The following is a 25,289-nucleotide window of genomic DNA, read 5'->3' on the forward strand; positions in this document are numbered from 1 at the left end:
GCGCGTCGCCCGCGGCCTTGTAGTTGAAGTTCCAGCTCAGCTGGATCGGGCCGCGGCCGTAGTACGCGGCCTGGCCGGCCGGGCAGCCGTAGGGCCGTTTCGCGTCGCAGTAGTGCGAGTAGTTCGCCGTGTTCTGCTCGACGACGTACACCAGCCCGCCGGTTTCGTGGTTCACGTTGGCCAGGAACGCCGCCGCCTCTCGCTTGCGGACGGTGTCACTGCCGGTCTTGGCGAACGATGGGTAGGAACTGAGCGCCGCGACGAGGCCGCTGTAGGTGTAGAACGAGTTCCGGCTCGGGAACATCTGCTTGAACTGGGCCTCGCTCACCACGAACCCTCCGCCGCCGGAGGGCGGGGTCGAGCCGCCGGTGCAGGTGTACGGCGACCAGAACCACGTGCTGATCGTCGGGTCGTAGCCCGGGTTGTCATGGGTGGCCTGGTAGTACAGCCCGTTGGTGTACTTGACGATGTCGCCGGTGACGTAGTTGCGGCCGGCGACCCAGTTCGGATAGTTGCATGATGCGGCCGCCAAGGTCCCGGTCGGATCGCCGTCGTCTCCCGTGCAGGTGCCCTGGTCGGCCCAGACGTCGGCGTTGCCGGGCGTCTCGTTCTGCGTCCACCACTTGGCCTGCCAGTTGTGGCCGCTGTAGGACGCGGTCATCCCGCCGGTGTAGGCCTCGGAGGACGACCAGGGGGTGGCGCACACCGCCGCGGACGCCGGCGACATCGGCAGGATGACGGCCAACGCCCCCGCCACCACCAGCGCGACGAAGGTCGCCACAAAGCGCAGTCTTGACACTTGATCACTCCTTGGCGCGGTCTCCGTGGTTCCGCGCTTATTGAGAACAGGACTGATCCCGGTCACGACCCCCCATACCTCTCTTCGAGGTATCAGTCGCAGGACTGAGGCAAATCAACCGGATCCCCTGACGATCGTCAAGATCTGGCAAGCCCGTTTGAGCGAACCTTCTCCGCAATTCGCTCTATCGCAAAGCTTCCGGGCATGCCGAATCGGGGGCGTCGGGCGGGACCTCCATCCCCCCGGACCGGAAGGAACCAGCTCCATGACCACACCTGCACCGGTCGCCGATCTCGACGGCCATCTGGTCGCGCAACGCCCCGCTCATCCGGGCACCCCGCGCGATCGGCACCTGCTTGGTGAACGAGGCCCGCTCGCACCACCGCACCTCACAGCGTCGGCGCCGCTTAAGCACCACCAGCGTGACCGGCCCCAGCCCATGCACCCGAATGGCTGTGATCCCCGACCCCCTTCGCTTCCCCCCGGTGACCTACCGTCACCACACGAGATCGCCCAACGCGATCAACCGGCAACCCGAGCCCGGCGAATTACGAAGAGCCATCTAATAATGCAGGGTGCTCATTGATGGGAATTCATCAAGTCATAGGGTGTATGCAGCCCTTAGCGGAGTGCGCAACGGAATTCTGAAAGTCCCCGTCAGGCAGGATAGGCAGTGTAGGATCTAATGGCCCTGACCCGGCAGAGGAGCATAATGCCGGTTCGTGATTTTGTGCGCGGAGCATCTCGCGTCTCCCTTGCTTTAGTCGCTCTTGTATTCGGGGTCAGTTGCTCCTCTCAAGCTGCACGAGATCATTCCACTCCCACTGTGAAGCCGTCGAGCGAGAACGGGTCACGGTCGTCCGAGCCGGTAAACGAGAGCGTACGACGAGCTCTGCTCGGCGCCATAGAAAAATACTTAGAAGAGGATCCTTCGCATCTGGAATCAAAATATTTGGCGAATGAGCACCCGGAGCTCATGCCGCGAACTTTCTGTTCGGTGCAGATGATCGAGCTCAGAACTGACGGATCCACGTACCTCGTGGGCGTGGACTCTCAATGTCACGAGCTGGCTCGAAAAGGCAATGCCATGGTAGAGGGTACGGGTTTTTCGGTCCCTCAGATAGCTCGCATGGAAATACGCAACGGCACTCCTCGGCTCGTCTCACTTGAGGATCCCGAGGAGGGCGCGCGCTATTTACCCACGCTGCGAAAAATGTTCACAGAAGAGGGGGTGCTTAAGATCACTGAAGGAGGGATGGAAGTGCCCATAGAGACAATCCGTGCTGAGGCCCGCAAAGCCTTTGGCCTTCCGGCCGACGCAAAGATCATCGACGACTTCTAAGCGCAACTCCAGAACCTGCCCCGGCTACCACGGTCGGCCGCATAGATTGCTCATCCCCGATAGGCCCATACCCCCGGGCCCTTCTCGCCGAAGTAGAACCGTGACGGAACCCGCCGGACCTGCTTCTTCGCTGGACGCCTGACCGCACACGTCCGGCGCGCACAGGCGATGATCATAACGGCCGGGCAGGTACCGCTCGCGCGGCGCGGAATGGTTCGGCAAAGGGTCGGGACAGGCTCGGTGCGGTGTAGAGGGGCGGTCGGCCATTGTCAATAGCGTGGCGGTGTGGACAGAACCCTCGGGGGGCTGGGCTCGAGGCTCATGTCGTCTCTGTTCGGCTCCGGCGGCCGGTGGCGAAGGGCGGGCTGGCCGGTTTTGATCTTGGCCGCGGTCGCCGCCGGTGAACTCGCCGAACCGGTGCTCCCCGCCGCTCACCTTCTGGCCCCGCTGCTGATCGGGCTGGTCCTCGCGGTGGCGGGCCTGATCGTGCACCGCGTTCCCGCCGGGCTCAACTCCGCTTGCCAGGCGGGGCTCGGCGTCCTCATGGGCAGTTATCTCAACCCGGCGAGCCTGCACCAGGCGGCCGGGTCCGTGCTCCCCCTGGCCCTCGTCACCGGCGCCACCATCCTGCTGAGCCTGGGCGCCGCCGCCGTCCTCACGCGCATGGGCCACATTGACCGGGCCAGCGCCACGCTCGGCATGGTCGCCGGCGGTTCGGCGGCCGTCGTCTCCACCGCCCGCGATCTCGACGCCGACAGCCGCGTGGTCGCCTTCCTGCAGTACCTGCGCGTCGTGATGGTCGCCGCGACCGCCCCCATCCTGGTGAACTGGCTGCTCAACCCGCACGCGGTCATGGGCGCCCTGCCGGACACCGACGGCGAGCTCGGACCGGTCGTCGCCAACGCCCACCAAGGCGCCGGGCTGGCGCTGCTGGCCGCCGTCGCGGTCGTCGGCGTCCTGGCCGGTCGCGCCGTACGCCTGCCGAGCCCCGCGCTCCTCGGCCCGATGCTGCTGACCGCCGCCCTCACCGCCAGCGGCGTCCTGGGGGACTTCGCGCCGACCGGCTCCCTGCGCACCGTCCTGTTCACGATCGTGGGCCTGGACATCGGCCTGCGCTTCACCCGGTCATCCCTGGCCCGCGTGGGCCGCCTGCTGCCGCTCGCCGCCTGCTGCACGGTCGCGATCAGCGTCGCCTGCGGCGCCCTGGCGTGGCTGCTCGCCACGATGGAGCGCATCCCCTTCGCCGACGCCTACCTCGCCACCACCCCCGGCGGCATCAACGCCGTCCTCGCCACGGCCGTCGCCACCCACGCCGACGTTCCGCTCATCTCCAGCGTGCAGAGCCTCCGTCTGTTCGCCATGGTCCTCATGGCCCCCTTGGTCATCCGCCTCAGCGGCCTGGCCCTGCTCCGGTACCACCGATCCCGCTGTTAGATCGCGACTTACCCACCCGATCGTGGCGAGGGACGGCAAGACGAGAACGGTGACGGGGGACCAGGACCCCTTCAACGTCCTGTATCGCTATCACCCAAGGCCGGGCCGAGGGCGACCGACCGCCCATCTCACCGCGACGCCTCAGGAAGCCTCAGCCCGGGTCGCCACCTTGTGGCGAGTATTACGACCGGACCCGCTAGGCAACAAGAGCTGCCGCCACCCCAGAGAAGTGGTACCGGCGTCAAGGGCCAGAGCAAGGGCGACACAAAGCATTGGAATGGCAGGCAACCAGTATCTACTGTCGTAGGACGTCACAGCAATCGGACCTACGATCAGGGCGAGCGCAACACCCAGCGGTAATACGGCCTTCCTCACCGCCTGCCGTCCCGCACCGGACATGCGCACCCGTACATAAAGACAACACGCGCCGATGGCAAGAACACCAAGAAACGTCCCAGGCGCGAAAAAATAGCCCTGATAGCCGCGCATGATCGACGCCGCCGGCTCATGGAAGGTCGTACTGACACCACCTTGCTCATAAGCCGTCAGATCCTGATGAATCGTGGCGCCGGGGATTCTCACTTCATCGGGAAGCGGATCGGCAACGTTGGGAAAAGCGTAACGATTGAACCCGATCAACGACCGGACCGGATTGGGTCCCCGCTTCCAATTTAGCGTTTGATTTAAGTCTTTTAGTACCGTTCCCAGGTAGTCGACGGGCTGGCTCAAAATGGCATGGACGGCGAAATCGCCGGATAACTTGTTCAGTCCGGGCTGGAACAGGTCGGCCCGCGCAGAGATGGTGTATCCGGGCACACGCCTAAGAGGCGACCAGTCCGACCAGATGAAATAGGGAGACGCCGGGCGGCGACCCAAGGGCTGTGTAGGACAGAGTAGTGCCTCGTCCCCGGACGGACGAATCCTGTCGCAGTCCGCGAACGGCATGGTCCGAGCCCACAACCACACTCCGCTTCCACCGTTCAAACCAAAGGTCCCGTGCCATGATGCGTACCAAAAAGAATAACCGCCAAGAGGGAGTAGAACAGTTATCAAGGCCACACATAACAGACGCCAACCGGAGCGAAACAGGTAGTAAGCAAGTATCGGCAGCAGGGCCAATCCGATGGATCGAGTAATAGACGCTGCGGCCAACAATCCGCCGGCCACTGCGACGCCGCCCAGCGAGGGGCTCGCCCTCCACAAGAGGACCGTCACCGCCGTCGTCACCAGGAACGAGAATAAAACATCGCTCAGAATAGTGTGCTCAAAGAACATCTGATAAACATCGAGCAGAACGGGGGCGGCCGCCAAAGCGGCCCACTCCCTGCGTAGACCGCTCGCCCGGCGACGGGCCAGCGCATAAACCATCACACCCATCGCGAGACCCATTAAATGCTGAACGAGGGTCACGAAGATGAAACTGTGTAAGGGCTTCAGCAGCCACAAGAATAGAGAGTATCCGCTGGGGCGGACCGCGTACGGTTGCATACGCTGAGCCACCCCAACATATTCGAAGGAGTCTTTGAACCAGATGACAGAGTACCCAAGCAAGATCAGAGCACGAAGCGCGATGGCCAGAGCCAGAAATATCGTAAATAGCCAGTGCTGGCGTAATAATCGCATGTACGGGCAGATCCTTCCCAGACTGACGAGGCCTCCGGTGACTGACGAGATGCATGGTGCCGCCGAGACATGCCCGTGGCTGGTCTTGCCCCCACAGCATCAACTGACGTGGGCCTCGCGTGTTGTACCGACGGGCCCCCTTCGGAAGCCCATACCTTTATCGAGTCAATGTCACCGCCAAGGAGCCCAAGGCAAGACTGACCGCCGCGAGAGCCCATGGAGAAAAATTGGCAGCAGGCTGTTCGCCCCACTCCCACCAACTCGGCCGCCCCCAAGGCCGTAGCAGGTAAGCGGGAATACCGACGCCACAGGAAATATCCAAGGGAGCGTCCAGTCGAACGACCTGCCCGATAGCAGGGACACCCAATCAGACGAGTAGGGCACGGATGGACCTCATCGCGACCTCGTCCGAATATATTACAGTATCGGTAAATGCCATCAGAGCGATCACTGAGAGCGCGAGTGCGCCGACGTGAATACGACGGGCCTGTCTCGAACACCGAGAAGCCGCCGCCTCTGTGGACTTCGTCGCACTGTTCAGACTGCCGGCCATAATGCTCACGATGCGGCCACACCCATACCCGGTAAGCTGCCGTCCGAAAATGCCTGCAAGATCGATGACGGCCAGCACCGGCCATAACCATCGCAGCGGAGAATTGCGTAACTCAATGTAAAACAGTCGCCGCCCGCCCGTAGCCGACCCTGGCCGCCGTTCCACCCGGGGTTAGTCGGGTGCCGTACGGATAGGTCACCAACGGCCATATACGGCCAGTCTTTTGATCGCATGGAACATTCGCCGTACAAATCACGATCTTGACGGTAGGAAGGTATCGTGACTAACAATCAGCGGCATGGCGGTCAGGACCGCTCGCGTGTGACCCGTCCCGTGGAGATCCTGGTGAGCGCCCTGACGGTCGGAGCGGGATTCGGCGCGGCGACCTCCCTCGTGAACGCCCTCTCCGAAAGCTACGCCGACCTTGAAAGCCGTTCTTATACCACCAGCGGGTGGTCAGTCGCGGAAATCGTGAGCGTGCTGCTCGACTCCGGCTGGGCTTGGGCGGGTTTGGCGGTCGCAGTGGGGTGGCTGGTCACACGCGCCAGGGAGAGCCGTCCCGCAGTACTGGCGCTGGAGGGCGCTGCCGCTGGTGCACTGGCCCTGCTTGCGGCCACAGCCGCCTACAGCATCGTGGACACCATCCGTGGCGGCGGGCAGTTCCCCTGGTACGAGTCCGAACCGCCCCTGTGGTGGGTCGCCAGTGTCGTCCTCGGAGCGCCCCTGGGTGCCGTTGGTACATGCGTCAAGCGACCGGGAGCGATCGGTTTGCTCGCGAGATTGACCGTGCCGGTCGGCGCGGCCGTACAGATGGTCGTGCTCCTGCCCGGCAGGAACGAGGTGGTCCAGACCATCGGGAAGACGATCGTATGGACGGCGGCTGCCGCGAGTATCGGCTTCATCGTCGTCCGCTTTCTCCTCGTGGAGCGACGACGGCGCTCTCCGGCACCTGTGGAGTCGCCGTAGGAGGGCCCCGAAAATGATCGCCACGCTCGAACGCGAACGCGACCGGATGACCGAACGCGTCACCTGCCTGACCCGCAACCGGGACGCGATAGCCGAGTGTCTCGACGCGGTACGCCGTGGCGACCAAACCCGCCCCGGAAACCCCTCAGACGACCTGACGGTCCGCGAAGTTAGGCGACGATCACCATGAGCACACCTGCACAGTTCGTCGTGGTCACCGGTGGCCCCGGCGCTGGGAAGACGACGCTGATCCAGGCGTTGGGCGACGCCGGTTTCGCCTGTGTCGCCGAGGCGGGCCGGGCGATCATCCAGGACCAGACGGCCATCGGCGGGCGTGCCCTGCACCAGGCCGATTCGGCCCTCTTCGCCGAGATCATGCTCGCCTGGGAGATGCGCTCTCACCACCACGCCCGCGCTCATACCGGCACGGTCTTCTTCGACCGGGGCGTCCCCGACATCGTGGGCTACCACCTGCTTCTCGGCCGTCCTGTCCCTGCCCACGTCACGGCCGCGGCGGACATGTTCCGCTACCACCGCCGCGTCTTCGTCGCCCCGCCCTGGCCGGAGATCTACGTCCACGACCTCGAACGCGAGCAGGACTTCGACGAGGCCGTCCGCACCCACGCCGCTGTCGTGGACGCCTACACACGCCACGGCTACGAGCTGCTCACCCTGCCCAGGGCCGATGTCGCGACGCGCGTGGCCTTCGTCCACCGGCACCTGCCCACGCCGTGACCCTGGCCCGGCAGGACGAGAACCGTGCTCCCGCTGACGGAGGGGAATCATGATTGCGCCAGCGGGATGAAAGAGGCCGGATTCACTGACGCTAGATGTCAGGGAACCCGTCCTAGCCTTCCCGCCATGTCAGAGAACACGAGCGCCGCCGACGGCCGTCACGACTTCGACTTCTTCCACGGCCGGTGGAACACGCGCAATCGCAAGCTGGAGAACGTCCTCGACCGGGCGTGCACGACGTGGGTCGAATTCGACTCGTCCCTGAACTGCGAGCCCGTGCTCGGCGGCCTGGGCAACGTCGAGCCGTTCATCGCCCCCGCCATGCCGCCGTCCGGGGAGCGCGTCGAGGCCATGACGCTGCGGCTGTTCGACGCGCGGACGGGCAACTGGCGCATCTGGTGGATCTCTCCCCGGACGCCGGGCCTGCTCGACGAGAACCCCATGGAAGGACGTTTCACCGGAAAGCACGGCGAGTTCTTCGGCGTCGAGACCATCGACGGCGAGAAGGTTCACGTGAAATGGGACTGGGACGACCTCGGCCAGGAAGGCGCGCGCTGGCGGCAGAGCTTCTCCTACGACGACGGCCTGACCTGGACCGTGAACTGGACCGCCCACCACACCCGCGCGAACTGACGCGGCCGCCCATGGGCCGAACGGCCGGGTACCGGTGGGGAGGCCACCGGTACCCGGGCCGGGCCGATCGGTCAGCCGGTGACGGGGGAGACTTCGGTGCGGGGGCTGGTTCTCCCCGCCAGTCCGAGGAACCGTGTTCGCGGACACAGCAGCGAACTCACATTCAGTTCGGCTCGTCCGCAGGGAGAATCGTGAAGGTGTCGCCCCACAAAGGTTTCATCGACCGGAAGTGTCGCTGATCAAGGGTCAGTAGTCGTGTGGTCCGATACTTCGCGGCGAGGAGTGCCACTGAGGCGTCGGTTACCCCCACCGCGAGGTCACGGTACTGCTCCACAACGAACAGGGTGCGTCCGACGTCCTCGTTGGTGATCGGCACCAGTTCGTAGGCTCCCGCAGCGACATCGCGGAGAAAGTCACATTCTCGATCGATGCCCTGCCGGGTTAGGAGCAGATAGTCAAGTTCCGCGAGTACGAACGGCGAGAGCAGAAAAGGGCCTGAATCTCGAAGTAGTACCCGTTTGGTTGCCACATGTTGCGGTTGATCCGCATCTATTGCCGCCCAAAGGCCACTGGTGTCAAGGACGATCATGGTCGGGCCCGGGGCCGTCCTGTCCGAATCCTTCCGCGAGCAGGTCGTCGACCCGCTCGGCGATTGTCGGATCACCGCTACGGAACAGCGGGAGTCGGGGGCGCGGGCGCATGGGCGGAGGTGTCGAATCATCACGAAGCGACCGTTCGATCGCGCTCCGCATGTACTCCTCATCGGACATGTGGCGCCGTCGAGCGGCCTCGGTGATCCGATATTTGAGATCTTCAGTCAGACGCAAACTCACCTCGATCACCCCTCCACGGTAATCAACGGCACCCGATACGGCACGGTCGCCCTGAGTATCGTATCGGGTGCAAAGCGTTAAGCTCGCCATCAAGGAGTGTGGCCATTGTCGGCTTCGTCGCCATTGTTCGGGCTGGTTTGATGCAGGACAAGATCCGCCTGACGCCGAGAGATGTGGCCAGGCCCTTGGCGCTGTCCCAGCCTTATGTCAGCCGGTTGCTGGACGAAGGGGAGATTCCTTCGTGGAAACTCCCCGGGAGCGGGCATCGTGTGGTGCGCCTGCCAGATGTTCTGGAGTTCCAGGCTCGGCGGGAGCGTCGTGCCGAAGGGCGTCGCAGGATCATGGAGATCGCCGAGCAGGCAGACCTTCCTTACTAGTCCCCGAGCAGCTTCGCCGGTGGCCCGGGACGTCGTTCTTGTACTGGGCCGTGCTGGGGTCCGTGGGTTCGCTCCGGCGGCTTAGGTCAGGTAGTGGAAGGCGGGTTTGGGGTGCATGAGGAAGTCGTGGTGGGAGATGGTCCAGGCGTAGGCGCCGGCCATGGCGAAGGCCACGATGTCGCCGACGTTGATCGTGGTGACGACGCGGCGGGCGAAGACGTCCTTCGGGGTGCAGAGCTGGCCGGCCAGGGTGACCGGCTCGTCGGTCACGCCGGGGCCCGTGCGGCCCACCGGCAGGACGGCGAAGGGGTGGTCGTGGCCCTTGGCGGCAGGGGTGCGCAGGTGGTGGGTGCCGCCGCTGACCACGGCGAACACCTCGCCGTGCACGCGCTTCACGTCGATCACCCGGGTGAGGTACCAGCCGCAGTAGGCGGTCAGGGCCCGTCCGGGTTCGATGCGCAGCGTCTCGCCCGGCGCCCGCAGCTCGCAGAGGCCCGCGCCGTACGCTTTCCAGTCGAACAGGTCCTCGGGGGCGTGGTACGACACGGCCATGCCGCCGCCGAGGTTGATCTCGGCCGCCTCCAGTTCCCGGCCGAAGCCGAGGACGGCCTCAGCCAGTCCGAGCAACGCGGGGGCGTCCAGGCCGCTGGCGAGGTGGGCGTGGATTCCGCGCAGCCGCACCCGGTTCTGCCCCCGTACCAGCTCCAGGCATTCGAGGACGTCGTCCGGGTCCATGCCGAAGGGGGTGGCGCCGCCGCCCATCGTCAGCGACGCGCCCTGGACGGGGATGTCGAGGTTGACCCGGAGCAGGGCGTCCACCGGCCCGCCGACGTCGATCAGCCGGCGCAGCTCGTTCGGGCTCTCGACGTGCATGCGGTGGACGTCGAGGGCCAGCTCGTCGTCGGTCTTGCCGGGGCCGCCGAGGGCCAGCCGGGCGTCCGGCAGGATCGACCGCACGTGGGCGACCTCGCCGATGGACGAGACCTCGAAGCCGTCCGCGTACGGGGCCAGCACGTGCAGCAGCGCCGGGTCCGGGTTGGCCTTGACCGCGTAGTACAGCTCGATGCCGGGCAGCGCCCGCCGTATGGAGGCCGCGTGCCGGTCCAGGGCCGCGAGGTCGTAGACGTAGGCGGGCAGGGCGTCGGCGAGCCGGACGGCGCGCTCGCGCACGGTCTCGGGGACGATCACGCGTCCACCTCCTCGTGGTCGACGGCGGCCGGGGCGGGCCGGTGCGCGGTCACCCGGAGACCTCCGCGAAGGGATTGGATATCGGGACGTATCCGGCGTCCCGGTCGGCGGAGCGGGCCCACCGGGCGGTGAGGTTGGCCTTGGCCGGCAAGGGCGCTCCGGCGAGAAGGTCGGACAAGGGGAGCGGGTCGCCGATCTCGGCGGCGTACCGGGCGATGCGTACGCCCGCCTCGGCCCAGAGCCCGCGAAGGAGCTCGTCCGCGTCGTGTGTCTTCGTGGGGGCGTCGGTGTGCGCCGCCGTCCGCGCGACCGTGGCCGCGATCTCGGGGAGATGGTTGACCATGATGCAGTAGACCACGCGATTCCAGCCTCGCGTGGCGTCATAACTGGCCGCGCCGGCGACCAGGTCCGGCAGGTCGGAGACGTCGTGGCGTCCGATGACCAGTTTTGTCCCTTCCAGATCCCGAAATATGGCCTCAATCGGCAGGCCGTCGGCGGCGATGCCCACGAGCACGTTCTGAAGATGGGGCTCCAGCACGACGCCGTGGCGGAAATAGGCATCGAAGACCGGTATCGCTACATGCCCGATATAAGCCCCGAACCAGCCGACCGGATCGTGCGCCATCGCCCCCGCCACCCGCCCGGCCTGGTCGCCGGCGCCGTGGCCGGGGACGGCGAGTGCTCCCGCCAGCATGGGTGTGATGCCCGGCCCGACGACCTCCCACGGGCTGTCGCGGACGATCACGCCGAGGCCCTCCAGCAGGCGCGTGCCGAGCACCGCGGAGCGGTAACCGGGCTCGGCCAGCCACCGCGTCCCTGGGAACCGCCCGGCGAGATCCGCGAAGACCGGTTCGAGGCGGCCGCTCAGCTCCGAGGCGGCCGCCAGCTCGTACCAGGCGTTCTTTCGCACACAGTTGGTGATTCGGACGTTCAAGCTGAATTTCAGACATTTCCCGATACGCGGCTCGTACACCGTCCGTACGGACGAGGTGGGGATCGCGAGCCCTGCGGCGTCCCCGAGATCCAGCAGCCGCCCGTCCGCGAGCGGGCCTGCCGGCTCCGCGCCGAGCAGGTCGAGCTGCCACGGATGCGCAGGAAGCAGGACGTACCCCGCCGGAGCCTCGCCCAGCGCGTCCATCACCCCGGGCTCGCCCCCGGAGGCCAGCACGTCCTCCCGCACGCCCAGCAGTCGCAGCGGGAAGGACGCGTGCGCCTCGGGCGCGTACCGCTCCCAGCCCTCCCCGCCGCGCGCCTTCGGCGACGGATGGAACGGGTGCCCGAACACCAGCGCCTGCTCCGACGCCAGCCACGGATCCTCCGGCGCGACGGCCCCGGCCCGCGCCCGCACCAGCACCGCCATGGCCGCCCGGCTCCCGGCGACCTGCCCGGCGAACTCCTCGTTCACCGCGGTTCCCGTGCCGGTGTACGCGTCCGGCTCGGCGCTCAGCTCTGTTTCGACGAGTCGTACGAGGTGCTCCAGGGAGAGCGCGCGCCACGCGCCATGCTCCAGGCGTTGGGCGGGTCCCTCGAAGCGCAGCGCCGGGCCGCCCGAGGCGCGGACGCGGAGCAGGCTTCCGCCGAGGCGGAACGTGAGGTACGGGCCCGCCGCCCACACCTGGCCGCGCGGGCCCGCGATTTCGCGCAGGCAGCAGCGCAGCAGCGCGGCGAGCGACTCCCGCTCCGCCATGGTCTCCGCCGCGTCGTCCGCGTCGTCCGCGTCGTCCGCATCGTGCACGTCGGCCGTCATGACGTCCGCCGCGTACGTGACGTGCCGCGTGCCGTCGTCCTCCGTGAAGCCGGCGGGGGAGTCCAGCGCGGCGCGGTTCATTGGGATGCCTTTCTGCGGTGGTGGTGACGCAGGTAGTTGGGGCCGCTGGTGCCGTAGTGCTTGTTGACGTCGGCGGCGACGCGTCCGCGGTCGGCGAGTGTCCCGGCGGTCACCATCGACTTGCCGACGAGCCGGGCCGCGTCGAGGGTGCGCGCGCGCAGCAGCCGTGCCATCGGGTGCCCTCTGTGCTCGGCGAGGGCCTGCTCCAGGGCGTCGGCGACGAGTTCGCCGTACCCGGCGCCGAAGGCCACCGCCGCGGCGGCCAGGTGCAGGGTTATGGTCACGAACACGTCGGCGAGCGCGTGCGGATCGTCGGTCAGCACGCGCGGGTCGGTGAACCGGGGGACGGCGAGGCCCGCCGCGCGCAGGCGGTCGGGCGAGGCGAGAATCCCGTCGTTGTCCTTCACCAGCAGCCGTGGCGGCGTGCCCGGCTCCGTGAAGACCAGCGCGAGGTTCTGCTGGTGCGCCTCCAGCGCGATGCCGTAGGTCACCAACAGCCGGACGTTCCAGGCGAACAGCAGCCGCAGGTAGCCGGCCAGCAGCCCGGCGACGTCCCCTCCGGCGTGCCGTGCGGCCACGTGGTCGAGCACGCGCGGCACGGGCGGGCGGGCGTGGGCGTGGTCGACGACGGGCGACAGGACGGCCAGTTCCGGGGACGGCACACCCGTGAGCGGCGAAGGCGCGAGCAGGGCGGCGACCGGGACGATCTCGCCCGCGGGCAGGCGGCGGGCCATCCAGCCGAGGTACTCGTGCCCGGCGTGGGCGTAGGTCTGCTCGTCGGCGAGGACGACGTCCAGGTCCGGCTCCCGGCGCAGCACCTCGCGCAGCAGCAGCTCGGCCCGCGCGCCGTCGCCGAGCGTCCCCGGTTTGATCGACCGGCGGTTGCGCGCGCCGAGCGTGCTGATGGGCAGCGGAAGCTTGAGGTGGGTGCGCGGGCCGACCTGGACGGTGCGCATCGACAGGGTGGGGCGCGCCGTCAGGTACGGCCGGTCGAAGACGGTCACGCCGGGAATGCCGCTCACCACCGGAACGGTGAGCGGGTGGACGGGGAACAGCGCGTACGCGGGGTCGGACGGCCACCCGTCGGAAGGGCCGGACGGCCACGCGTCGAGCGGCTCGGATGGCCACGCGCCGGACGGGTCGGACCTGGGCGGATGGCGCGGCCACGCGCCGGGCGGATCGCCGGCGCCGGTCACCCGTTCCCGGGGCACCCGCGCCCAGTGGAGCCGGAAGGCCGGCGCGAACTCGGGGGCGAAGGCCACCGCGTCCGCCTCCGCGAGGCCGAGCCGCGCACGCGAGGTGGGGTAGACGGGGTGCTCGGCGAAGGCGGCCAGCGACTCGTACACGATGCTCCGCTCGCCGTCCCCGGAGCCCGCGTCATCCCGTGAGCCGGCGCCGCCCCCGGCATCCGCGCCGCCACGGGTGCCCGGGTCCGCCGTGCTCGCCATGTCGCCGCCCGAGGCGCCGGGGCGGCCGGCGCCGTTCCAGAGGCGTGCCAGGCGGGTCAGCACCTCGTCGCGGCGGGCGTCGAGCCACTCGTGGCCGCGCAGCGCCGCCCGGCACTCCTCGCCGAAGGCGGCCACCCCGCCGGAGTCCTGCGGCCCGGCGACCTCGGCGAGCGTCCCGAGCACCTCCCCGAGCGTCAGCCCATCCTCGGGAGCGCACACGAAGTCCTGGTACAGCAGCCCCGGCGCGAGCCGCACCGCCCTCCCGGAGGCGAGGGCGAGCCGGACGCCGTCCTTGTCGCGGGTCATGCGGGAGGCGAGCCCGCCGTAGTCCTCGCGCAGCAGCGCGGACAGGACGCGGGCGGCGAGATGGCGCTCGGCGCCGGTCACTCGATCACCCACGGGTGGCGGGCGCGGAAGCCGTCGATCGCGCGCTCGACGGCATGCCGGTCGGGCCCGGCCGCCCGGACGATGCCGAGGTAGTCGCGGTTGGTGTTGGTCAGCTCGACGACCTCGCCGGGCGCGCGCAGGGCCCGGTGGCGCAGCCGCACACCCCTGGTGTCCTCGGCGACGTCTCCCGGCCCCTCCTTGATCGTCCCGGAGCGGTCCGCGACCAGGCTGACCGCGGCCCCGTGCCCGTGGACGCGCGGCGGCGCGGGGACGGGCTCGCCGAAGTGGGCGCGCAGGATCTGCTCGTGCAGCGGGATCCCGAGGATCTCGGCCATCAGGAAGTCGCAGGTGTCGCCGATGAGCCGGTAGTTCACCTCGATGACGCGCGGCCCGGCGGCGGTCAGGACGTACTCGGTGTGGCACGCGCCGAACCCGGCACCGATCGCGCCGAGCGCCCGCAGGACGTGCGCGTCCGCCACCGGGTCCCAGTCGAGCCGTTCCTCCACGAAGTGCGGCAGCGGGCCGAGCGTGGTGCGGAACCCGCCGAGCACGCGCACCTCGCGCCCGTCGCCGAGCGTCTCCATCGTCCGCAGCTCGCCTTCCAGGTACTCCTCGGCGACCAGCGTCGCGTCCGGCCTGCGCGCGCGGATCGCGGCTTCGGCCCGGGACAGTTCCTCGTCGTCGCGGGCCAGGACGACGTCCTCGCTCGCGACGCCCTCGCGCGGCTTCACGACGACCGGGTACGCGAGGTCGCGGGGTGGCGGGTCGCCGGGGACGAGCCGTGCGGATCGGACGACCTCCACGCCCGCGTCGGCGAGGGCGCGCCGGGTGAGGGCCTTGTTCTTGGCCGTGAGGCAGGCCCGCCAGTCCTTGCCGGGCAGCCCGAAATAGGCCGCGGCGAGCGCGGTCTCGGGCTGGATGTGGTCGGAGTTGGAGAAGATCGCGTCGGGCCGGTGATGGCGGGCGATCGTGTCGATCACGTCGCGGGCGTCGCGGACATCGGTGCGCAGGGTCTCGGCGCCGGGGTAGCGTTCCGGCTGGTCGGTGAGGATCGTCACCTCGCATCCCAGGGCGCGGGCGGCGGGCAGGAATCCACGGGTGACCGAGTCGGTCGGATTGAGCGTGGTCAGATACAGCCGCACGCAGGCACCCCCGGAGATGGAATCAGGTAAGGCTAACCTAACTCTGCCGATCTTAGCCGTCCGGGGAACCACCTCGTTGCCTCACATGCTAATCACCGAAAATGTCTGAATTGTCCGCCATGTGGATAACCCATATTTCGGTGGGCCTAATACGGCGGCATAAGATGGGCAGTCGCTGGGAGGAGGCGACGTGAGAGAGATCCCGCAGAGCGAGGGCCTGCTCGGGCCGCTACTACTCGCGCGGGGAGGCGTCGACAGATCGGCGAATCATCGTAATGACGAAGCCTGGCTGAAGTCCGCCTGGGACGATCCCGCCACCCGGGTCCTCCTCGTCCACGACGGCAACACGCTGATCCGCCGGCACGACGGCACGGCCGAGCTCGTCTTCCTCTCTCCCCGGGAGGCCCCCGCAGGCGAGCGCTACCTGCTCGGCGTCGACCCCGAGGGCATCGCCTACTTCGCCGTCGCCGCCGACGGCCCGCTTCCCCTGCCCGTCGCGCACGCCCTTCCCCCGGGCACCGAGGTCGCCGAGGCCGTCCAGGACACGCCCGACTGGGCCGATGTCGCGTCCGAGGGCCTGCACAGGGCGGGCGCCGCGCTCGGCGACCGCGACGCCGGGCTGCTGGTCAACGCCGTGGCCCTGGAGGCCTGGCACACCACCCACGAGCGCTGCCCGCGGTGCGGCAGCGTCACCAACGTCAGCTCCGGCGGCCACATGCGGGTCTGCCCGAAGGACGGAAGCCAGCACTTCCCCCGCGTCGACCCCGCCGTGATCATGCTCGTCCACGACGGCGACGACCGCTGCCTGCTCGCCCGGGGGCCGCAGTGGCCCGAGGGGCGGTTCTCGGTGCTGGCGGGTTTCGTCGAACCTGGCGAGTCGCTGGAGCAGGCCGTCGCGCGCGAGGTCCTGGAGGAGGTCGGCGTCACGGTCGCCACTCCCCGCTACCTCGGCAGCCAGCCGTGGCCGTTCCCGCGCAGCCTGATGCTGGGCTTCTTCGCCGAGGCGACGTCCACCGAGCTCGTCCTCGACCCCGAGGAGATCGCCGAGGCGATGTGGCTGACCCGGGCCGAGCTCGGGGTCGCCGTCGAGAACGGCGAGGTCCGCCTGCCGCCCGGGGTCTCGATCGCCCGCCGCCTCATCGAGACGTGGTACGGCTCGCCGCTGCCCGGCGACTGGTGACCCGGCCCGGCGACCGGTGACGCCGGCGCGGCGACGAAGACGAAGACGACGCGAATGCGCCGGGACGACGAAACCGGCGACCGGAAGGTCCCGGTCGCCGGTTCACCGACGTTCTGTCAGCGCCCGCCGGGCGGCGGACGAGGCCCGCGTCAGGCGCCGGAGCCGGAGAGCAGCCCCTTGAGCTGGATCACGGAGGGGTTCGCCAGCGCGGTGCCGTCCTCCAGCACCACGGTGGGGACGAGCTGGTTGCCGCCGTTGACGCTCTCCACGAACCTCGCGGCCGAGGGATCGGTCTCGATGTTGATCTCCTGGAAGGCGATGCCTTCCCGCGTAAGCTGGCTCTTCAGCCGCTTACACGGACCACACCAACTGGTGGTGTACACCTTCAGCGCCATAGCGTGATTTCCCTTCACGTCCCCAGATCGGCGTTCGGCCATTAGGTCGCAACACCGTGAGCATCGCTCGTGTTCCCGGCCCGCGCCACCTCCCGCACCCGGCTCCGCCGCACGGCGTTACCTCGGCGGACGCGCGAGCGCCTTACCGCGGGCGGCGGCGGTCTAGTGCGCGGCGGTCTAGTGGGCGGTGGGCTTGCGCACCGCGACCTTGCGCAGCGACGACAGGTCGCTCGCCGCCGCCCCCGAACGGCCCGGCATCGTCGGAGCGGGCTGCCCCAGCTTGCCGGCGATCCACTCCTGAACGCCCTCGGCCACGCCCGGCTCCCGGTAGAGCGGGCTGCTGTGGTAGTAGCCCGGCATGACCCGGATCTCCATGGGGACCCCCACCTGCGCGAGCTGCTGCTTCAGCAGTTCGCTCTGGTAGGCGGGCACGAACTCGTCCGCGGAGTGCACACTGAGCACCGGCGCGTCGTGCGCGCTCGCGTGCCAGGGCACCTCCATGCTGGACCAGACCCGCGCACAGCGGCCCGTGGGAAGGCAGCCGCCCGCGAGCGCGATGGCCGACTGGCGCAGCTTGCGCTGGTCGAAGGTGGCGCCCTCGTCCCCGTCGGAGTAGGCCGTCAGCGGCGAGACCACCGGCGAGATGCCGACGACGCCCCGCAGCCCCGGGACGCCGTCCTTGTAGGTGCCGACGGAGGTCGCGATGTGGCCGCCCGCCGAGAAGCCGACGATGACGTACCGATTGGCGTCGAAGGAGAAGTAGTCGGCGTGCTTGCGGGCCAGCGCGATGGCCGCCAGCGTGTCTCTGCGCTGGGCGGGCCAGGCGGCCTCCGAGGACAGCCGGTAGTTGAGGTTGAAGACCGTGTAGCCCATCTCGGCGTACGACTTGGTGACCGAGGTCATGTACTTCTTGTCGCCGCCGCTCCACCAGCCGCCGTGCAGGACGAACACCGCGGGCCTGCGCACGCCGTCCGGCTGCCACCACGCGTCCATGCGCTGGCTTGCCTTGGTCCCATAGGAGAAGGTGCGCTTCACGGTCAACGCGAGCGGGTCCTGCGCCGGGGGCCGGCTCTGCGAGGGGGACGGGGAGGGCGTCGCCGTGGGGCTCGGCGTGGGCGTGGGGGTCGGCGCGCTCACCGCCGCCGCCGGAGACACGGCCGCCGGCGCGAGGAGGACGGCCGCCAGAGCGAGCGCACCCACCGACACCGTTCTTCTCACTGGCCTCTTTCCCTTCCCCGAGATCATGGCCCCCCCATTCTGGGGCACATCGGTGCGGTCGCGCACGTCTGGTGCCCGTGAGAAGGCTGTGTACTCACGCGGGCGGCGCGACGCGCGGGGCGCGCTGCTGGAAGGATGATGCCAGCGCCGTCCGCACCGCACACTAGGAGGCCCCCTTGGAGCGCGAGGACACCCTGGCCGGGCTCGATCCGGAGCAGCGCGAGGTGGCCGAGGCCGTGCGGGGCCCGGTGTGCGTGCTCGCCGGCGCGGGCACGGGCAAGACCCGCGCGATCACCCACCGCGTCGCGCACGCCGTCGCGACCGGCGTGGTGGACGCGCAGAGCGTACTGGCCGTGACCTTCACGACCCGGGCTGCGGGCGAGCTCAAACAGCGGCTGCGCTCCCTCGGCGTCCACGGCGTGCAGGCGCGCACGTTCCACGCGGCCGCGCTGCGCCAGCTCACGTACTTCTGGCCGCGCGTCATCGGCGGCGACCCGCCCCGCGTGATCGAGTCGAAGCTGCCGCTGCTCATCGAGGCCGCCCGGGAGCTGCGGCGCGGCACCACCGACCGCGGCGAGCTGCGCGACGTCGCCGCCGAGCTCGAATGGGCCAAGGTCACCCAGATCACCCCCGAGGACTACCCGGCCCTCGCCGCCAAGGCCGGCCGCACGCCGCCGATCCCCCCGGAGGAGGTCGCGCGCCTGTACGAGGCGTACGAGACGCTCCGGCGCGGGCGCCACCTCGTCGACTTCGAGACGATCCTGGAGCTCACCGCCGCGGTGATGACCGAGCACGACGAGGTGGCGAGCCAGATCCGCCGCCAGTACCGCTACTTCGTCGTGGACGAGTACCAGGACGTCAACCCGCTGCAGAAGCTCCTGCTGGACACCTGGCTCGGCGGGCGGGACGACGTCTGCGTGGTCGGCGACCCGAACCAGACCATCTACTCCTTCAGCGGCGCGACCCCCCGCTACCTCACCAACTTCGCCGTCGAGCACCCGTCCGCCGCGGTGATCAAGCTCGTGCGCGACTACCGCTCGACGCCGCAGGTCGTCGGCCTGGCCAACGCCGTGCTCGCCAAGGCCCGCACCCCGCACCGGCTGGAGCTGGTCGCGCAGCGTCCCGACGGCCCGAAGCCGGCCTTCGCCGAGTGCGACGACGAGGCGGCCGAGGCGGCGCTGGTGGCGCGGCGGGTCAAGGAGCTCGTCGCCGGGGGCGTGCCCGCACGCGAGATCGCGGTGCTGTACCGCGTCAACGCCCAGTCGGAGGCGTACGAGCAGGCGCTGGCGCAGGCGGGGGTGCCCTACCTGCTACGCGGCGCCGAGCGGTTCTTCGAGCGGCCCGAGGTGCGCCAGGCCGTCGTCCTGCTGCGGGGAGCCGCCCGCTCGGCCGGCGGCGACGAGCCCCTCGCCCGCACCGTCCACGACATCCTCTCCGGCATCGGCCTCACCCCCGAGGCGCCGGGGGGCGGCACCGCCCGCGAGCGCTGGGAGTCGCTGAAGGCCCTGGCCGACCTCTCCGAGGACATCGCGGCCGAGGGCGGCGACCTGCGGCGCTTCGTGGACGAGCTGGAGCGCCGGGCCACCGAGCAGCACGCGCCGCCGGTCGAGGGCGTGACGCTGGCGTCCCTGCACGCCGCGAAGGGCCTGGAGTGGGACGCCGTCTTCCTGGTCGGCCTCACCGACGGCATGCTCCCCATCGTCTACGCCGAGACCCTGGACCAGCTCGAGGAGGAACGCCGCCTTCTGTACGTCGGCGTCACGCGTGCCCGCGCGCACCTCCACCTGTCGTGGGCGCTGGCCCGGTCGCCGGGCGGGCGCAAGGCGCGGCGGCCCTCGCGTTTCCTGGACGGGCTGACCGGCCTCACCCCCGCCGCGAGCCGCCCCACCGTCTCCGTCGGGCAGCGCGTCGGCCGGTCCCGCGTCCCGGCGCCGATCCACTGCCGCGTGTGCGCCAAGACCCTCACCGCCGCCGCCGAGCAGAAGCTCGGCCGGTGCGCGACCTGTCCCGCCGACTACGACCAGGAGCTGCTGGAACGCCTCAAGGCCTGGCGTGCGTCCGTGGCGAAAGAGGCGAAGTTGCCGTCATATGTCGTGTTCACAGACGTTACGCTCCAGGCAATGGCCGAGCGGGTGCCCACCACGGACGAAGGCCTGCTCGCGATCGCCGGCATCGGCCGCGTCAAGCTTGAGCGGTACGGCGAGGCCGTACTGGAAATCTGCCGCGGAGGGGAAGCCACGTGAACGAGGCGCTCAAGGAGGTCCTCGACCTGCTCGACCTGGAGCAGATCGAGCGGGACATCTTCCGGGGCCGCAGCCCGGAGGAGCACATACAGAGGGTCTTCGGCGGGCAGGTGGCCGCCCAGGCGCTCGTCGCGGCGGGGCGCACGGTGCCCTCCGACCGCGCGGTGCACTCCCTGCACGCGTACTTCATCCGGCCCGGCGACCCCGCCGTCCCGATCGTCTACAACGTCGAGCGCGTGCGCGACGGGCGGTCGTTCACGACGCGGCGGGTGGTCGCGATACAGCACGGCAAGGCGATCTTCACGATGTCGGCGTCCTTCCACATCGCCGAGGAGGGCGTCTCGCACCAGGCGTCCGTGATGCCGCACGTGCCCGCGCCCGAGACCCTGCAGCCCTTCCAAGACCGCATGCGCGACCTGGTGGGCGACGTCCAGCCGTGGCGCGACTGGCTGTCCAGGCCCCGCCCGGTCGACGCCCGGTACGCCACCCCGCTCACCTGGGAGGCCGTCGGCGACCCCTCGCTGCGCGGCTCGGAGACGCGGGTGTGGTTCCGCTACGACGCCGACCTGCCCGACGACCCGCTGCTGCACGTCGTGCTCGCCGCCTACGCCTCCGACTACACCCTCGTCGACACCGTGCTGCTCGCCCACGGCCTCGCGTGGGGCGCATCGAACGTCACCGGCGCCTCACTCGACCACGCCATGTGGTTCCACCGCCCCCTCCGGGTGGACGATTGGGTCCTGTACGCGCAGGAGTCGCCGTGGTCCGGAGGCGCGCGCGGACTGGCCCAGGGACAGATGTTCACCCCCTCAGGAGAGCTCGCGGTCTCGGTCGTGCAGGAGTGCATGATCCGTGTCTCGAATCCGTGAAATCGCAGGTAGAAAATGTGTTGCCCGGTTCACTGATCCACGTTTAGAGTCATGCACAAGCCGGTCGGACGATCCCTGTCCGGCCCTCTTCTCACACTCGATTGGGAGGTGACCCCAGTGAAGCTGATCTCGACGACTGCCCAGCAGTGGGTCGCTTCCCTGCGCGCCGACGACGCCGTCGTTCCGGCCATGCACGGCAGGCGTTTCGCCGTTCCGTTCGCGCCCGAGGTCCTCGGCCTTGCCGCGGCGCCCGCAGCAAAACTCCGGCAGGAGAAGACTGCCCGCATCCAGGCTCAGCAGGGCATGGGCGCCTTCGCCTACCGCATTTCCGCCACGGTTTCCGACCTTCCGGCTGCTTTCGGCCGTCGGGCCGGCGACCCGCAGACCACGAGCACCGCCACTGGTGGGGTGCAAGGTCCGCCACCCTGGAGGCAGCCGGTCAGTTACTGACCGGCTGAGAGCCTCCAGGCCGCGGATCCGCACCGGGATCCGCGGCCTTCTTGTTGTCCGCCGCCGATCACCACCGATGAGGTAACCAACCAAAAACCGATAGTCAGACAGAAAGGTGACGCTGATGGCGGTAACGACGACCATGGACCTGGTCGACGAAGCCGATATCCCGTGTCGTACCGACCCCGACCTGTGGTTCGCCGAGTCCCCTGAGGACGTCGAGTTCGCCAAGGCCCTCTGCGGGGGCTGCCCGATCCGGAAGTCCTGCCTGGACCGCGCGCTGGAGCGCGAGGAGCCGTGGGGAGTCTGGGGAGGCGAGCTGGTCCTCCGCGGGACCGTCGTTCCTCGCAAGAGGCCCCGGGGGCGTCCGCGTAAGACCCCGGTCGCAGCCTGAAACACCTCGCAAGTCCATCCGAACCATTCAAACCGAAAGGGAACAGTCTGATGAATGCCACTCGAATCTGGGGCGCCGAGATGCCGTATATGTATGAAGAACTGGTGTTTGACCGAATACGAACGCTCCACCAGGAGGCGGAGAACCAACGGCTCGCCAGCCGGGTTCAGCGCCTCCGCCGGGCCCGTGAGCGGGCCGAGCGCGCGTCCACGCGGTTGCACCGGGTCCTTGCCCGCATGGCGTGACCTCCGGCAGGGTAGCGCGGCCGAGCAGAGCCGCCATCCCCGCCGGGGGTGCACCACCTCCCCTTGTCCGCGGTGATCACATCGGAAGGGGCGATCCGGCCATCCGGATCGCCCCTTCGGCATTTCCCGGACCGTTCACATCCCGGCGACGACGGGATCCGAAAGGGGTGATGAGGCGGCTCTGGAGGTGGTCAGGCCAGAGTTCAGGTGGTGGTGAGGGCGGGGCTCAGGAGGCGGCCAGGGCCGTCGGCCGGTCGTCCGGGCCCTCGTCGGCGAAGCCCGGGACCCAGCGGACGGCCTCGTCCCGGAAACGCGCCGTGGTGCCGAGCTGGCACAGCACGCCGACGCCCGCCGCGTGCACCCGGTGGATCAGCACATAGGACGGCGGGAGGTTGAGCTGGCGCACGACGTTGTTCGGGCGCAGGTCGGTCACGGTGGCCATCTGCCGCTGGAGCCACTCGCGGCTGAAGGTGAACTCCTCCACCGACGTCGGCTCGACGTACGGGGCGAGGAACGCGCGCAGCGCCTCCTCGTCGACCTCGATGTGCGGCCGGATGAACCCTTCGTCGCGCAGGCCCTGAACGACGGTTCTCATGTCCCCGTTGTTGAAGATGCGCGTCAGCGTGCCGAACACCTCGGGGTAGCCGTCCGGCATGCGGTTGACGGCGCCGAAGTCGAGCACGCCGAGGCGGCCGTCGGGCAGCACCCGGAAGTTGCCCGGGTGCGGATCGGCGTGCAGCATCCCCGCGCGGGCGGGGGAGCTGAACAGGAAGCGCACGAACAGCAGCCCTGCGCGGTCGCGCTGCTCCTTGGTGCCGTCCTTGATGATGCGGGACAGCGGGGTGCCGTCCATCCACTCCGTCACGAGGATCTGCTCGTTGGCGGCGACGACGTCCGGCACGAGGAAGTCGGGGTCGCCGTGGTAGGCGGTGGCGAACGCGTGCTGGGCCTCGGCCTCGCGCAGGTAGTCGAGCTCCTCGGCGACGCGTGCGCGCAACTCGCCGAGCATGGCCTTGATGTCCAGCCCCGGCAACAGGGCGCCGAAAAGCTTGCCCAGGCGGGCGAGCTGGTTGAAGTCCGACAGCAGCGCCTTGCCCGCCCCCGGATACTGGATCTTGACGGCCACCTGCCGCCCGTCATGCCAGACGGCCCGGTGCACCTGGCCGATCGACGCGGCGGCGGCGGGTGTGTCGTCGAACTCGGCGAAGTGCTCGCGCCAGCCGTCGCCGAGCTGCTCGGTGAGGACGGCGTGGACGGCCGAGACCGGCAGCGGCGGCGCCGCGTCCTGCAGTTTGGTCAGCGTCGCGCGGTAGGGACCGGCGATCTCCGGCGGGAGCGCCGCCTCGAAGATCGAGAGAGCCTGGCCGAGCTTCATCGCGCCGCCCTTGAGCTCCCCGAGGACCCGGAAGATCTGCTCGGAGGTGCGCTGCTGGATCTCCTGGGCGACGATCTCGGCGGACTTCCCGCCGATGCGTTTGCCCAGCCCGAGGGCGGTGCGGCCGGCGAACCCCAAAGGGAGCGTCGCCAGCTTGGCGGAACGCGTCACGGCATGTTGGGGGAACTCACTCACGCGACCATTGTTAACGGACTCAAGTCGTTTCGACTACAACGACATTGCGGGTGAGTGCTCCAGCTCCGTTTTTTCCAACGCAGATCAGGCAATACGTCGACTGTGCTGTTCGTCACATCGGCCTCCAGTCCGTCGACAGAACCCACCGCGTACCCCGTCGCCTGGGCCGCGACCAGCGTTGACAGCACGGTGTCGCACGCGATCTCACCCGCCGGGAAGCCGCCCAGACCGGCTCCGACCACGGGCCACGCCGGGTCGCGGTCGCGGCGGATCAGGTCGAGACAGCACAGGCATGGAGTGCGCCCCGGGATCACCAGCGGGCCCACCGAGCCGACCCCCTCGCCGGCGCTCACCAGCAAATGGGGGATGCCCAGCGACACCAGCTCACGCGGCAGCAGGCCGTCGAGCGGGCCGACCGGCGCCAGCACGACCAGGTCGGGCCGCCGGGCGCCGTCGGACAGCTGAGAGGCCGTCCGGCCCGTCCAGGCGTTGACGCTCGGCGCCACCCGGCGGGCGGCCGACACGGCGGCGTCCTGCCGGGTCTGCCCGACCTCCGCGAAGGACAGGCCGCCGGGGACGACGTCCGCCGGTCGCGCCGGGCCCGGGTCGACCACGCACAGGTGGCCGATGCCGGACGCGGCGAGCAGGACGATGATCTGGGCCCCGACGCGCCCCGCGCCGTACACCCGGATGTGCGCCCGGCGGCGGCGTTCGAGCGCGGTCAGCCCGCCGTCACCGGCGTCGGCCGTGGACAGCGAGAGGGCGTCGAGATCAGGGCCCAGCCTGTCGCGTTCGGCGGTGGTCAGGCCGCGCAGCGACTCGGGCCGCGCGGAGGCGTCGTCGAGCAGGCCGCGCTCGTCGAGCAGGCGCACCATCGCGCGGACGGTGGGCTCGTCGAGACCGCCGCGCGCGATCAGCTCGTCGAGCGTGCGGGTGCCGTCGAGGCTCTCGACGAAGTCGCGCATGCGGGGGTCGAGGTCGGCGAGCACCACTGCGCGCAGCGGGTTGACGCCGAGTTGCAACGTGCGGTCGTCGCGGTCGAGGCGGCGCAGCGCCGGCTTGAGCCGGGGCCGGACGGGCTCGCGGACCGGCCGCCGGGGGGAGGGGGAGGGCGCGCTGGGGGCGTGGGAGGAGGTCACGAACGCGAAGCCTGGCACACCGCCGCGGCCGCCGGGCGGGATCGCGTCCGCCTGTGGATAACCTCGCGGTACATAGCCCCCCAACTGCACAGATGGCGCACGAACCGCCCTAACTCTTGTGGATAACGCAACGCTCTGAGCGAACGGGGACCGTCCTGCCCGCCCCCGAGGCCGCGACGCGAGGGGGTTGATGTGACGAAGGTGACACCACCGTGCCGAGTATCACGAACAGATGTTGCACATGTGACATCCGTGATTCCTGAACATTAAGCGAACGCGGATTGACCAGGGAAAACGT

The 25,289-nt window shown here is 69.3% G+C and carries 24 protein-coding genes; 12 read left to right on the top strand and 12 right to left on the bottom strand.

The features are described from left to right. A partial coding sequence (locus tag AB0M95_RS32575; protein ID WP_363772951.1) for a glycoside hydrolase family 19 protein occupies window positions 1–799 on the bottom strand: 799 nt, incomplete at its 3' end. Between the two features lie 826 nt (window positions 800–1,625). On the opposite strand from AB0M95_RS32575, the gene AB0M95_RS32580 reads away from it, so the two are divergent. Together AB0M95_RS32580 and AB0M95_RS32585 are read left to right on the top strand one after the other, a co-directional pair. Beyond that, window positions 1,626–2,141 carry a hypothetical protein gene (locus AB0M95_RS32580; protein WP_363772953.1) on the top strand — a complete coding sequence of 172 codons (516 nt, stop codon included), beginning with the start codon at window positions 1,626–1,628 and terminating at the stop codon, window positions 2,139–2,141. Window positions 2,142–2,426: 285 nt separating this feature from the next. After that, entirely contained in the window at window positions 2,427–3,575 is a 1,149-nt protein-coding gene (locus AB0M95_RS32585; protein ID WP_363772956.1) for an AbrB family transcriptional regulator, read from the top strand. 141 nt (window positions 3,576–3,716) lie between these two features. Here the strand turns inward: AB0M95_RS32585 and AB0M95_RS32590 are convergent, their stop codons facing one another. After that, window positions 3,717–5,021: a hypothetical protein gene (locus AB0M95_RS32590; protein ID WP_363772959.1), complete on the bottom strand. Its 1,305-nt coding sequence runs from the start codon at window positions 5,019–5,021 to the stop codon at window positions 3,717–3,719. 1,009 nt (window positions 5,022–6,030) lie between these two features. Here AB0M95_RS32590 and AB0M95_RS32595 point away from each other — a divergent pair. The 4 genes from AB0M95_RS32595 (at window position 6,031) to AB0M95_RS32610 (ending at window position 8,085) form a co-directional block, all read left to right on the top strand. Then, the gene (locus AB0M95_RS32595; protein ID WP_363772962.1) at window positions 6,031–6,717 is read left to right on the top strand and encodes a hypothetical protein; all 687 of its coding nucleotides are present in this window, start codon (window positions 6,031–6,033) and stop codon (window positions 6,715–6,717) included. Window positions 6,718–6,730: 13 nt separating this feature from the next. Further along, complete coding sequence (locus AB0M95_RS32600) at window positions 6,731–6,907, top strand: hypothetical protein (RefSeq protein ID WP_363772965.1); 177 nt, start codon at window positions 6,731–6,733, stop codon at window positions 6,905–6,907. Then, the gene (locus AB0M95_RS32605) at window positions 6,904–7,452 is read left to right on the top strand and encodes an AAA family ATPase (protein WP_363772968.1); all 549 of its coding nucleotides are present in this window, start codon (window positions 6,904–6,906) and stop codon (window positions 7,450–7,452) included. The genes AB0M95_RS32600 and AB0M95_RS32605 overlap by 4 nt, the downstream gene beginning before the upstream one ends. A gap of 126 nt (window positions 7,453–7,578) precedes the next feature. Next, window positions 7,579–8,085, top strand: coding sequence for a hypothetical protein (locus AB0M95_RS32610; protein ID WP_363772971.1), 507 nt, complete (start codon window positions 7,579–7,581; stop codon window positions 8,083–8,085). Between the two features lie 163 nt (window positions 8,086–8,248). Here AB0M95_RS32610 and AB0M95_RS32615 read toward each other — a convergent pair whose 3' ends face one another. Further along, complete coding sequence (locus AB0M95_RS32615) at window positions 8,249–8,674, bottom strand: PIN domain-containing protein (RefSeq protein WP_363772974.1); 426 nt, start codon at window positions 8,672–8,674, stop codon at window positions 8,249–8,251. Continuing rightward, window positions 8,661–8,927, bottom strand: coding sequence for a hypothetical protein (locus AB0M95_RS32620; protein WP_363772977.1), 267 nt, complete (start codon window positions 8,925–8,927; stop codon window positions 8,661–8,663). Before AB0M95_RS32620 ends, AB0M95_RS32615 begins: the two co-directional genes overlap by 14 nt. Window positions 8,928–9,016: 89 nt before the next feature. Here AB0M95_RS32620 and AB0M95_RS32625 point away from each other — a divergent pair, with 89 nt between their 5' ends. After that, window positions 9,017–9,295 carry an excisionase family DNA-binding protein gene (locus AB0M95_RS32625; protein ID WP_363772980.1) on the top strand — a complete coding sequence of 93 codons (279 nt, stop codon included), beginning with the start codon at window positions 9,017–9,019 and terminating at the stop codon, window positions 9,293–9,295. An 81-nt stretch (window positions 9,296–9,376) separates the two neighbouring features. Here AB0M95_RS32625 and AB0M95_RS32630 read toward each other — a convergent pair whose 3' ends face one another. Genes AB0M95_RS32630 through AB0M95_RS32645 form a run of 4 tightly spaced genes read right to left on the bottom strand, consistent with a single transcriptional unit; the run spans window position 9,377 to window position 15,288 of the window. Then, complete coding sequence (locus AB0M95_RS32630) at window positions 9,377–10,483, bottom strand: type III PLP-dependent enzyme (RefSeq protein WP_363772983.1); 1,107 nt, start codon at window positions 10,481–10,483, stop codon at window positions 9,377–9,379. Window positions 10,484–10,532: 49 nt separating this feature from the next. Continuing rightward, on the bottom strand, window positions 10,533–12,311 hold the full coding sequence (locus tag AB0M95_RS32635; protein WP_363772985.1) for an IucA/IucC family protein: 1,779 nt from the start codon (window positions 12,309–12,311) through the stop codon (window positions 10,533–10,535). Beyond that, on the bottom strand, window positions 12,308–14,146 hold the full coding sequence (locus AB0M95_RS32640) for an IucA/IucC family protein (RefSeq protein WP_363772988.1): 1,839 nt from the start codon (window positions 14,144–14,146) through the stop codon (window positions 12,308–12,310). Before AB0M95_RS32640 ends, AB0M95_RS32635 begins: the two co-directional genes overlap by 4 nt. Next, complete coding sequence (locus tag AB0M95_RS32645; RefSeq protein ID WP_363772991.1) at window positions 14,143–15,288, bottom strand: ATP-grasp domain-containing protein; 1,146 nt, start codon at window positions 15,286–15,288, stop codon at window positions 14,143–14,145. The genes AB0M95_RS32640 and AB0M95_RS32645 overlap by 4 nt, the downstream gene beginning before the upstream one ends. Before the next feature lie 199 nt (window positions 15,289–15,487). On the opposite strand from AB0M95_RS32645, the gene nudC reads away from it, so the two are divergent. After that, a complete protein-coding gene (nudC, locus tag AB0M95_RS32650; RefSeq protein ID WP_363773082.1) occupies window positions 15,488–16,468 on the top strand; it encodes an NAD(+) diphosphatase in 981 nt (326 codons plus the stop codon). Between the two features lie 149 nt (window positions 16,469–16,617). Here nudC and AB0M95_RS32655 read toward each other — a convergent pair whose 3' ends face one another. Beyond that, on the bottom strand, window positions 16,618–16,863 hold the full coding sequence (locus tag AB0M95_RS32655) for a mycoredoxin (protein ID WP_358519714.1): 246 nt from the start codon (window positions 16,861–16,863) through the stop codon (window positions 16,618–16,620). Between the two features lie 177 nt (window positions 16,864–17,040). Further along, window positions 17,041–18,063, bottom strand: coding sequence for an alpha/beta hydrolase (locus AB0M95_RS32660; protein ID WP_363772994.1), 1,023 nt, complete (start codon window positions 18,061–18,063; stop codon window positions 17,041–17,043). 194 nt (window positions 18,064–18,257) lie between these two features. On the opposite strand from AB0M95_RS32660, the gene AB0M95_RS32665 reads away from it, so the two are divergent. From AB0M95_RS32665 to AB0M95_RS32680, 4 genes are all read left to right on the top strand, one after another. Then, window positions 18,258–20,324, top strand: coding sequence for an ATP-dependent DNA helicase UvrD2 (locus AB0M95_RS32665; RefSeq protein ID WP_363772997.1), 2,067 nt, complete (start codon window positions 18,258–18,260; stop codon window positions 20,322–20,324). Then, window positions 20,321–21,193, top strand: coding sequence for an acyl-CoA thioesterase II (locus tag AB0M95_RS32670; protein WP_363773000.1), 873 nt, complete (start codon window positions 20,321–20,323; stop codon window positions 21,191–21,193). The genes AB0M95_RS32665 and AB0M95_RS32670 overlap by 4 nt, the downstream gene beginning before the upstream one ends. Window positions 21,194–21,310: 117 nt before the next feature. After that, window positions 21,311–21,643 carry a hypothetical protein gene (locus AB0M95_RS32675; RefSeq protein ID WP_363773003.1) on the top strand — a complete coding sequence of 111 codons (333 nt, stop codon included), beginning with the start codon at window positions 21,311–21,313 and terminating at the stop codon, window positions 21,641–21,643. A gap of 124 nt (window positions 21,644–21,767) precedes the next feature. Next, window positions 21,768–22,037 carry a WhiB family transcriptional regulator gene (locus AB0M95_RS32680; protein WP_358519722.1) on the top strand — a complete coding sequence of 90 codons (270 nt, stop codon included), beginning with the start codon at window positions 21,768–21,770 and terminating at the stop codon, window positions 22,035–22,037. A gap of 471 nt (window positions 22,038–22,508) precedes the next feature. Here AB0M95_RS32680 and AB0M95_RS32685 read toward each other — a convergent pair whose 3' ends face one another. Next, entirely contained in the window at window positions 22,509–23,852 is a 1,344-nt protein-coding gene (locus tag AB0M95_RS32685; RefSeq protein WP_363773006.1) for an AarF/ABC1/UbiB kinase family protein, read from the bottom strand. Beyond that, window positions 23,849–24,991, bottom strand: coding sequence for a ThiF family adenylyltransferase (locus AB0M95_RS32690; protein WP_363773009.1), 1,143 nt, complete (start codon window positions 24,989–24,991; stop codon window positions 23,849–23,851). Before AB0M95_RS32690 ends, AB0M95_RS32685 begins: the two co-directional genes overlap by 4 nt. Between the last annotated feature and the right edge of the window lie 298 nt (window positions 24,992–25,289).

It is taken from the genome of Sphaerisporangium sp. NPDC051017 (genome assembly GCF_040683095.1).
In the GTDB taxonomy this organism is placed as follows: Bacteria; Actinomycetota; Actinomycetes; order Streptosporangiales; family Streptosporangiaceae; genus Sphaerisporangium.

What these genes read in the sequence shown, in the direction of transcription:
- AB0M95_RS32600 (WP_363772965.1), top strand. Translation starts at nt 6,731, where the DNA reads ATGATCGCCACGCTCGAACGCGAACGCGACCGGATGACCGAACGCGTC.
- AB0M95_RS32605 (WP_363772968.1), top strand. Translation starts at nt 6,904, where the DNA reads ATGAGCACACCTGCACAGTTCGTCGTGGTCACCGGTGGCCCCGGCGCT.
- AB0M95_RS32610 (WP_363772971.1), top strand. Translation starts at nt 7,579, where the DNA reads ATGTCAGAGAACACGAGCGCCGCCGACGGCCGTCACGACTTCGACTTC.
- AB0M95_RS32615 (WP_363772974.1), bottom strand. Translation starts at nt 8,674, where the DNA reads ATGATCGTCCTTGACACCAGTGGCCTTTGGGCGGCAATAGATGCGGAT.
- AB0M95_RS32635 (WP_363772985.1), bottom strand. Translation starts at nt 12,311, where the DNA reads ATGAACCGCGCCGCGCTGGACTCCCCCGCCGGCTTCACGGAGGACGAC.
- AB0M95_RS32655 (WP_358519714.1), bottom strand. Translation starts at nt 16,863, where the DNA reads ATGGCGCTGAAGGTGTACACCACCAGTTGGTGTGGTCCGTGTAAGCGG.
- AB0M95_RS32680 (WP_358519722.1), top strand. Translation starts at nt 21,768, where the DNA reads ATGGCGGTAACGACGACCATGGACCTGGTCGACGAAGCCGATATCCCG.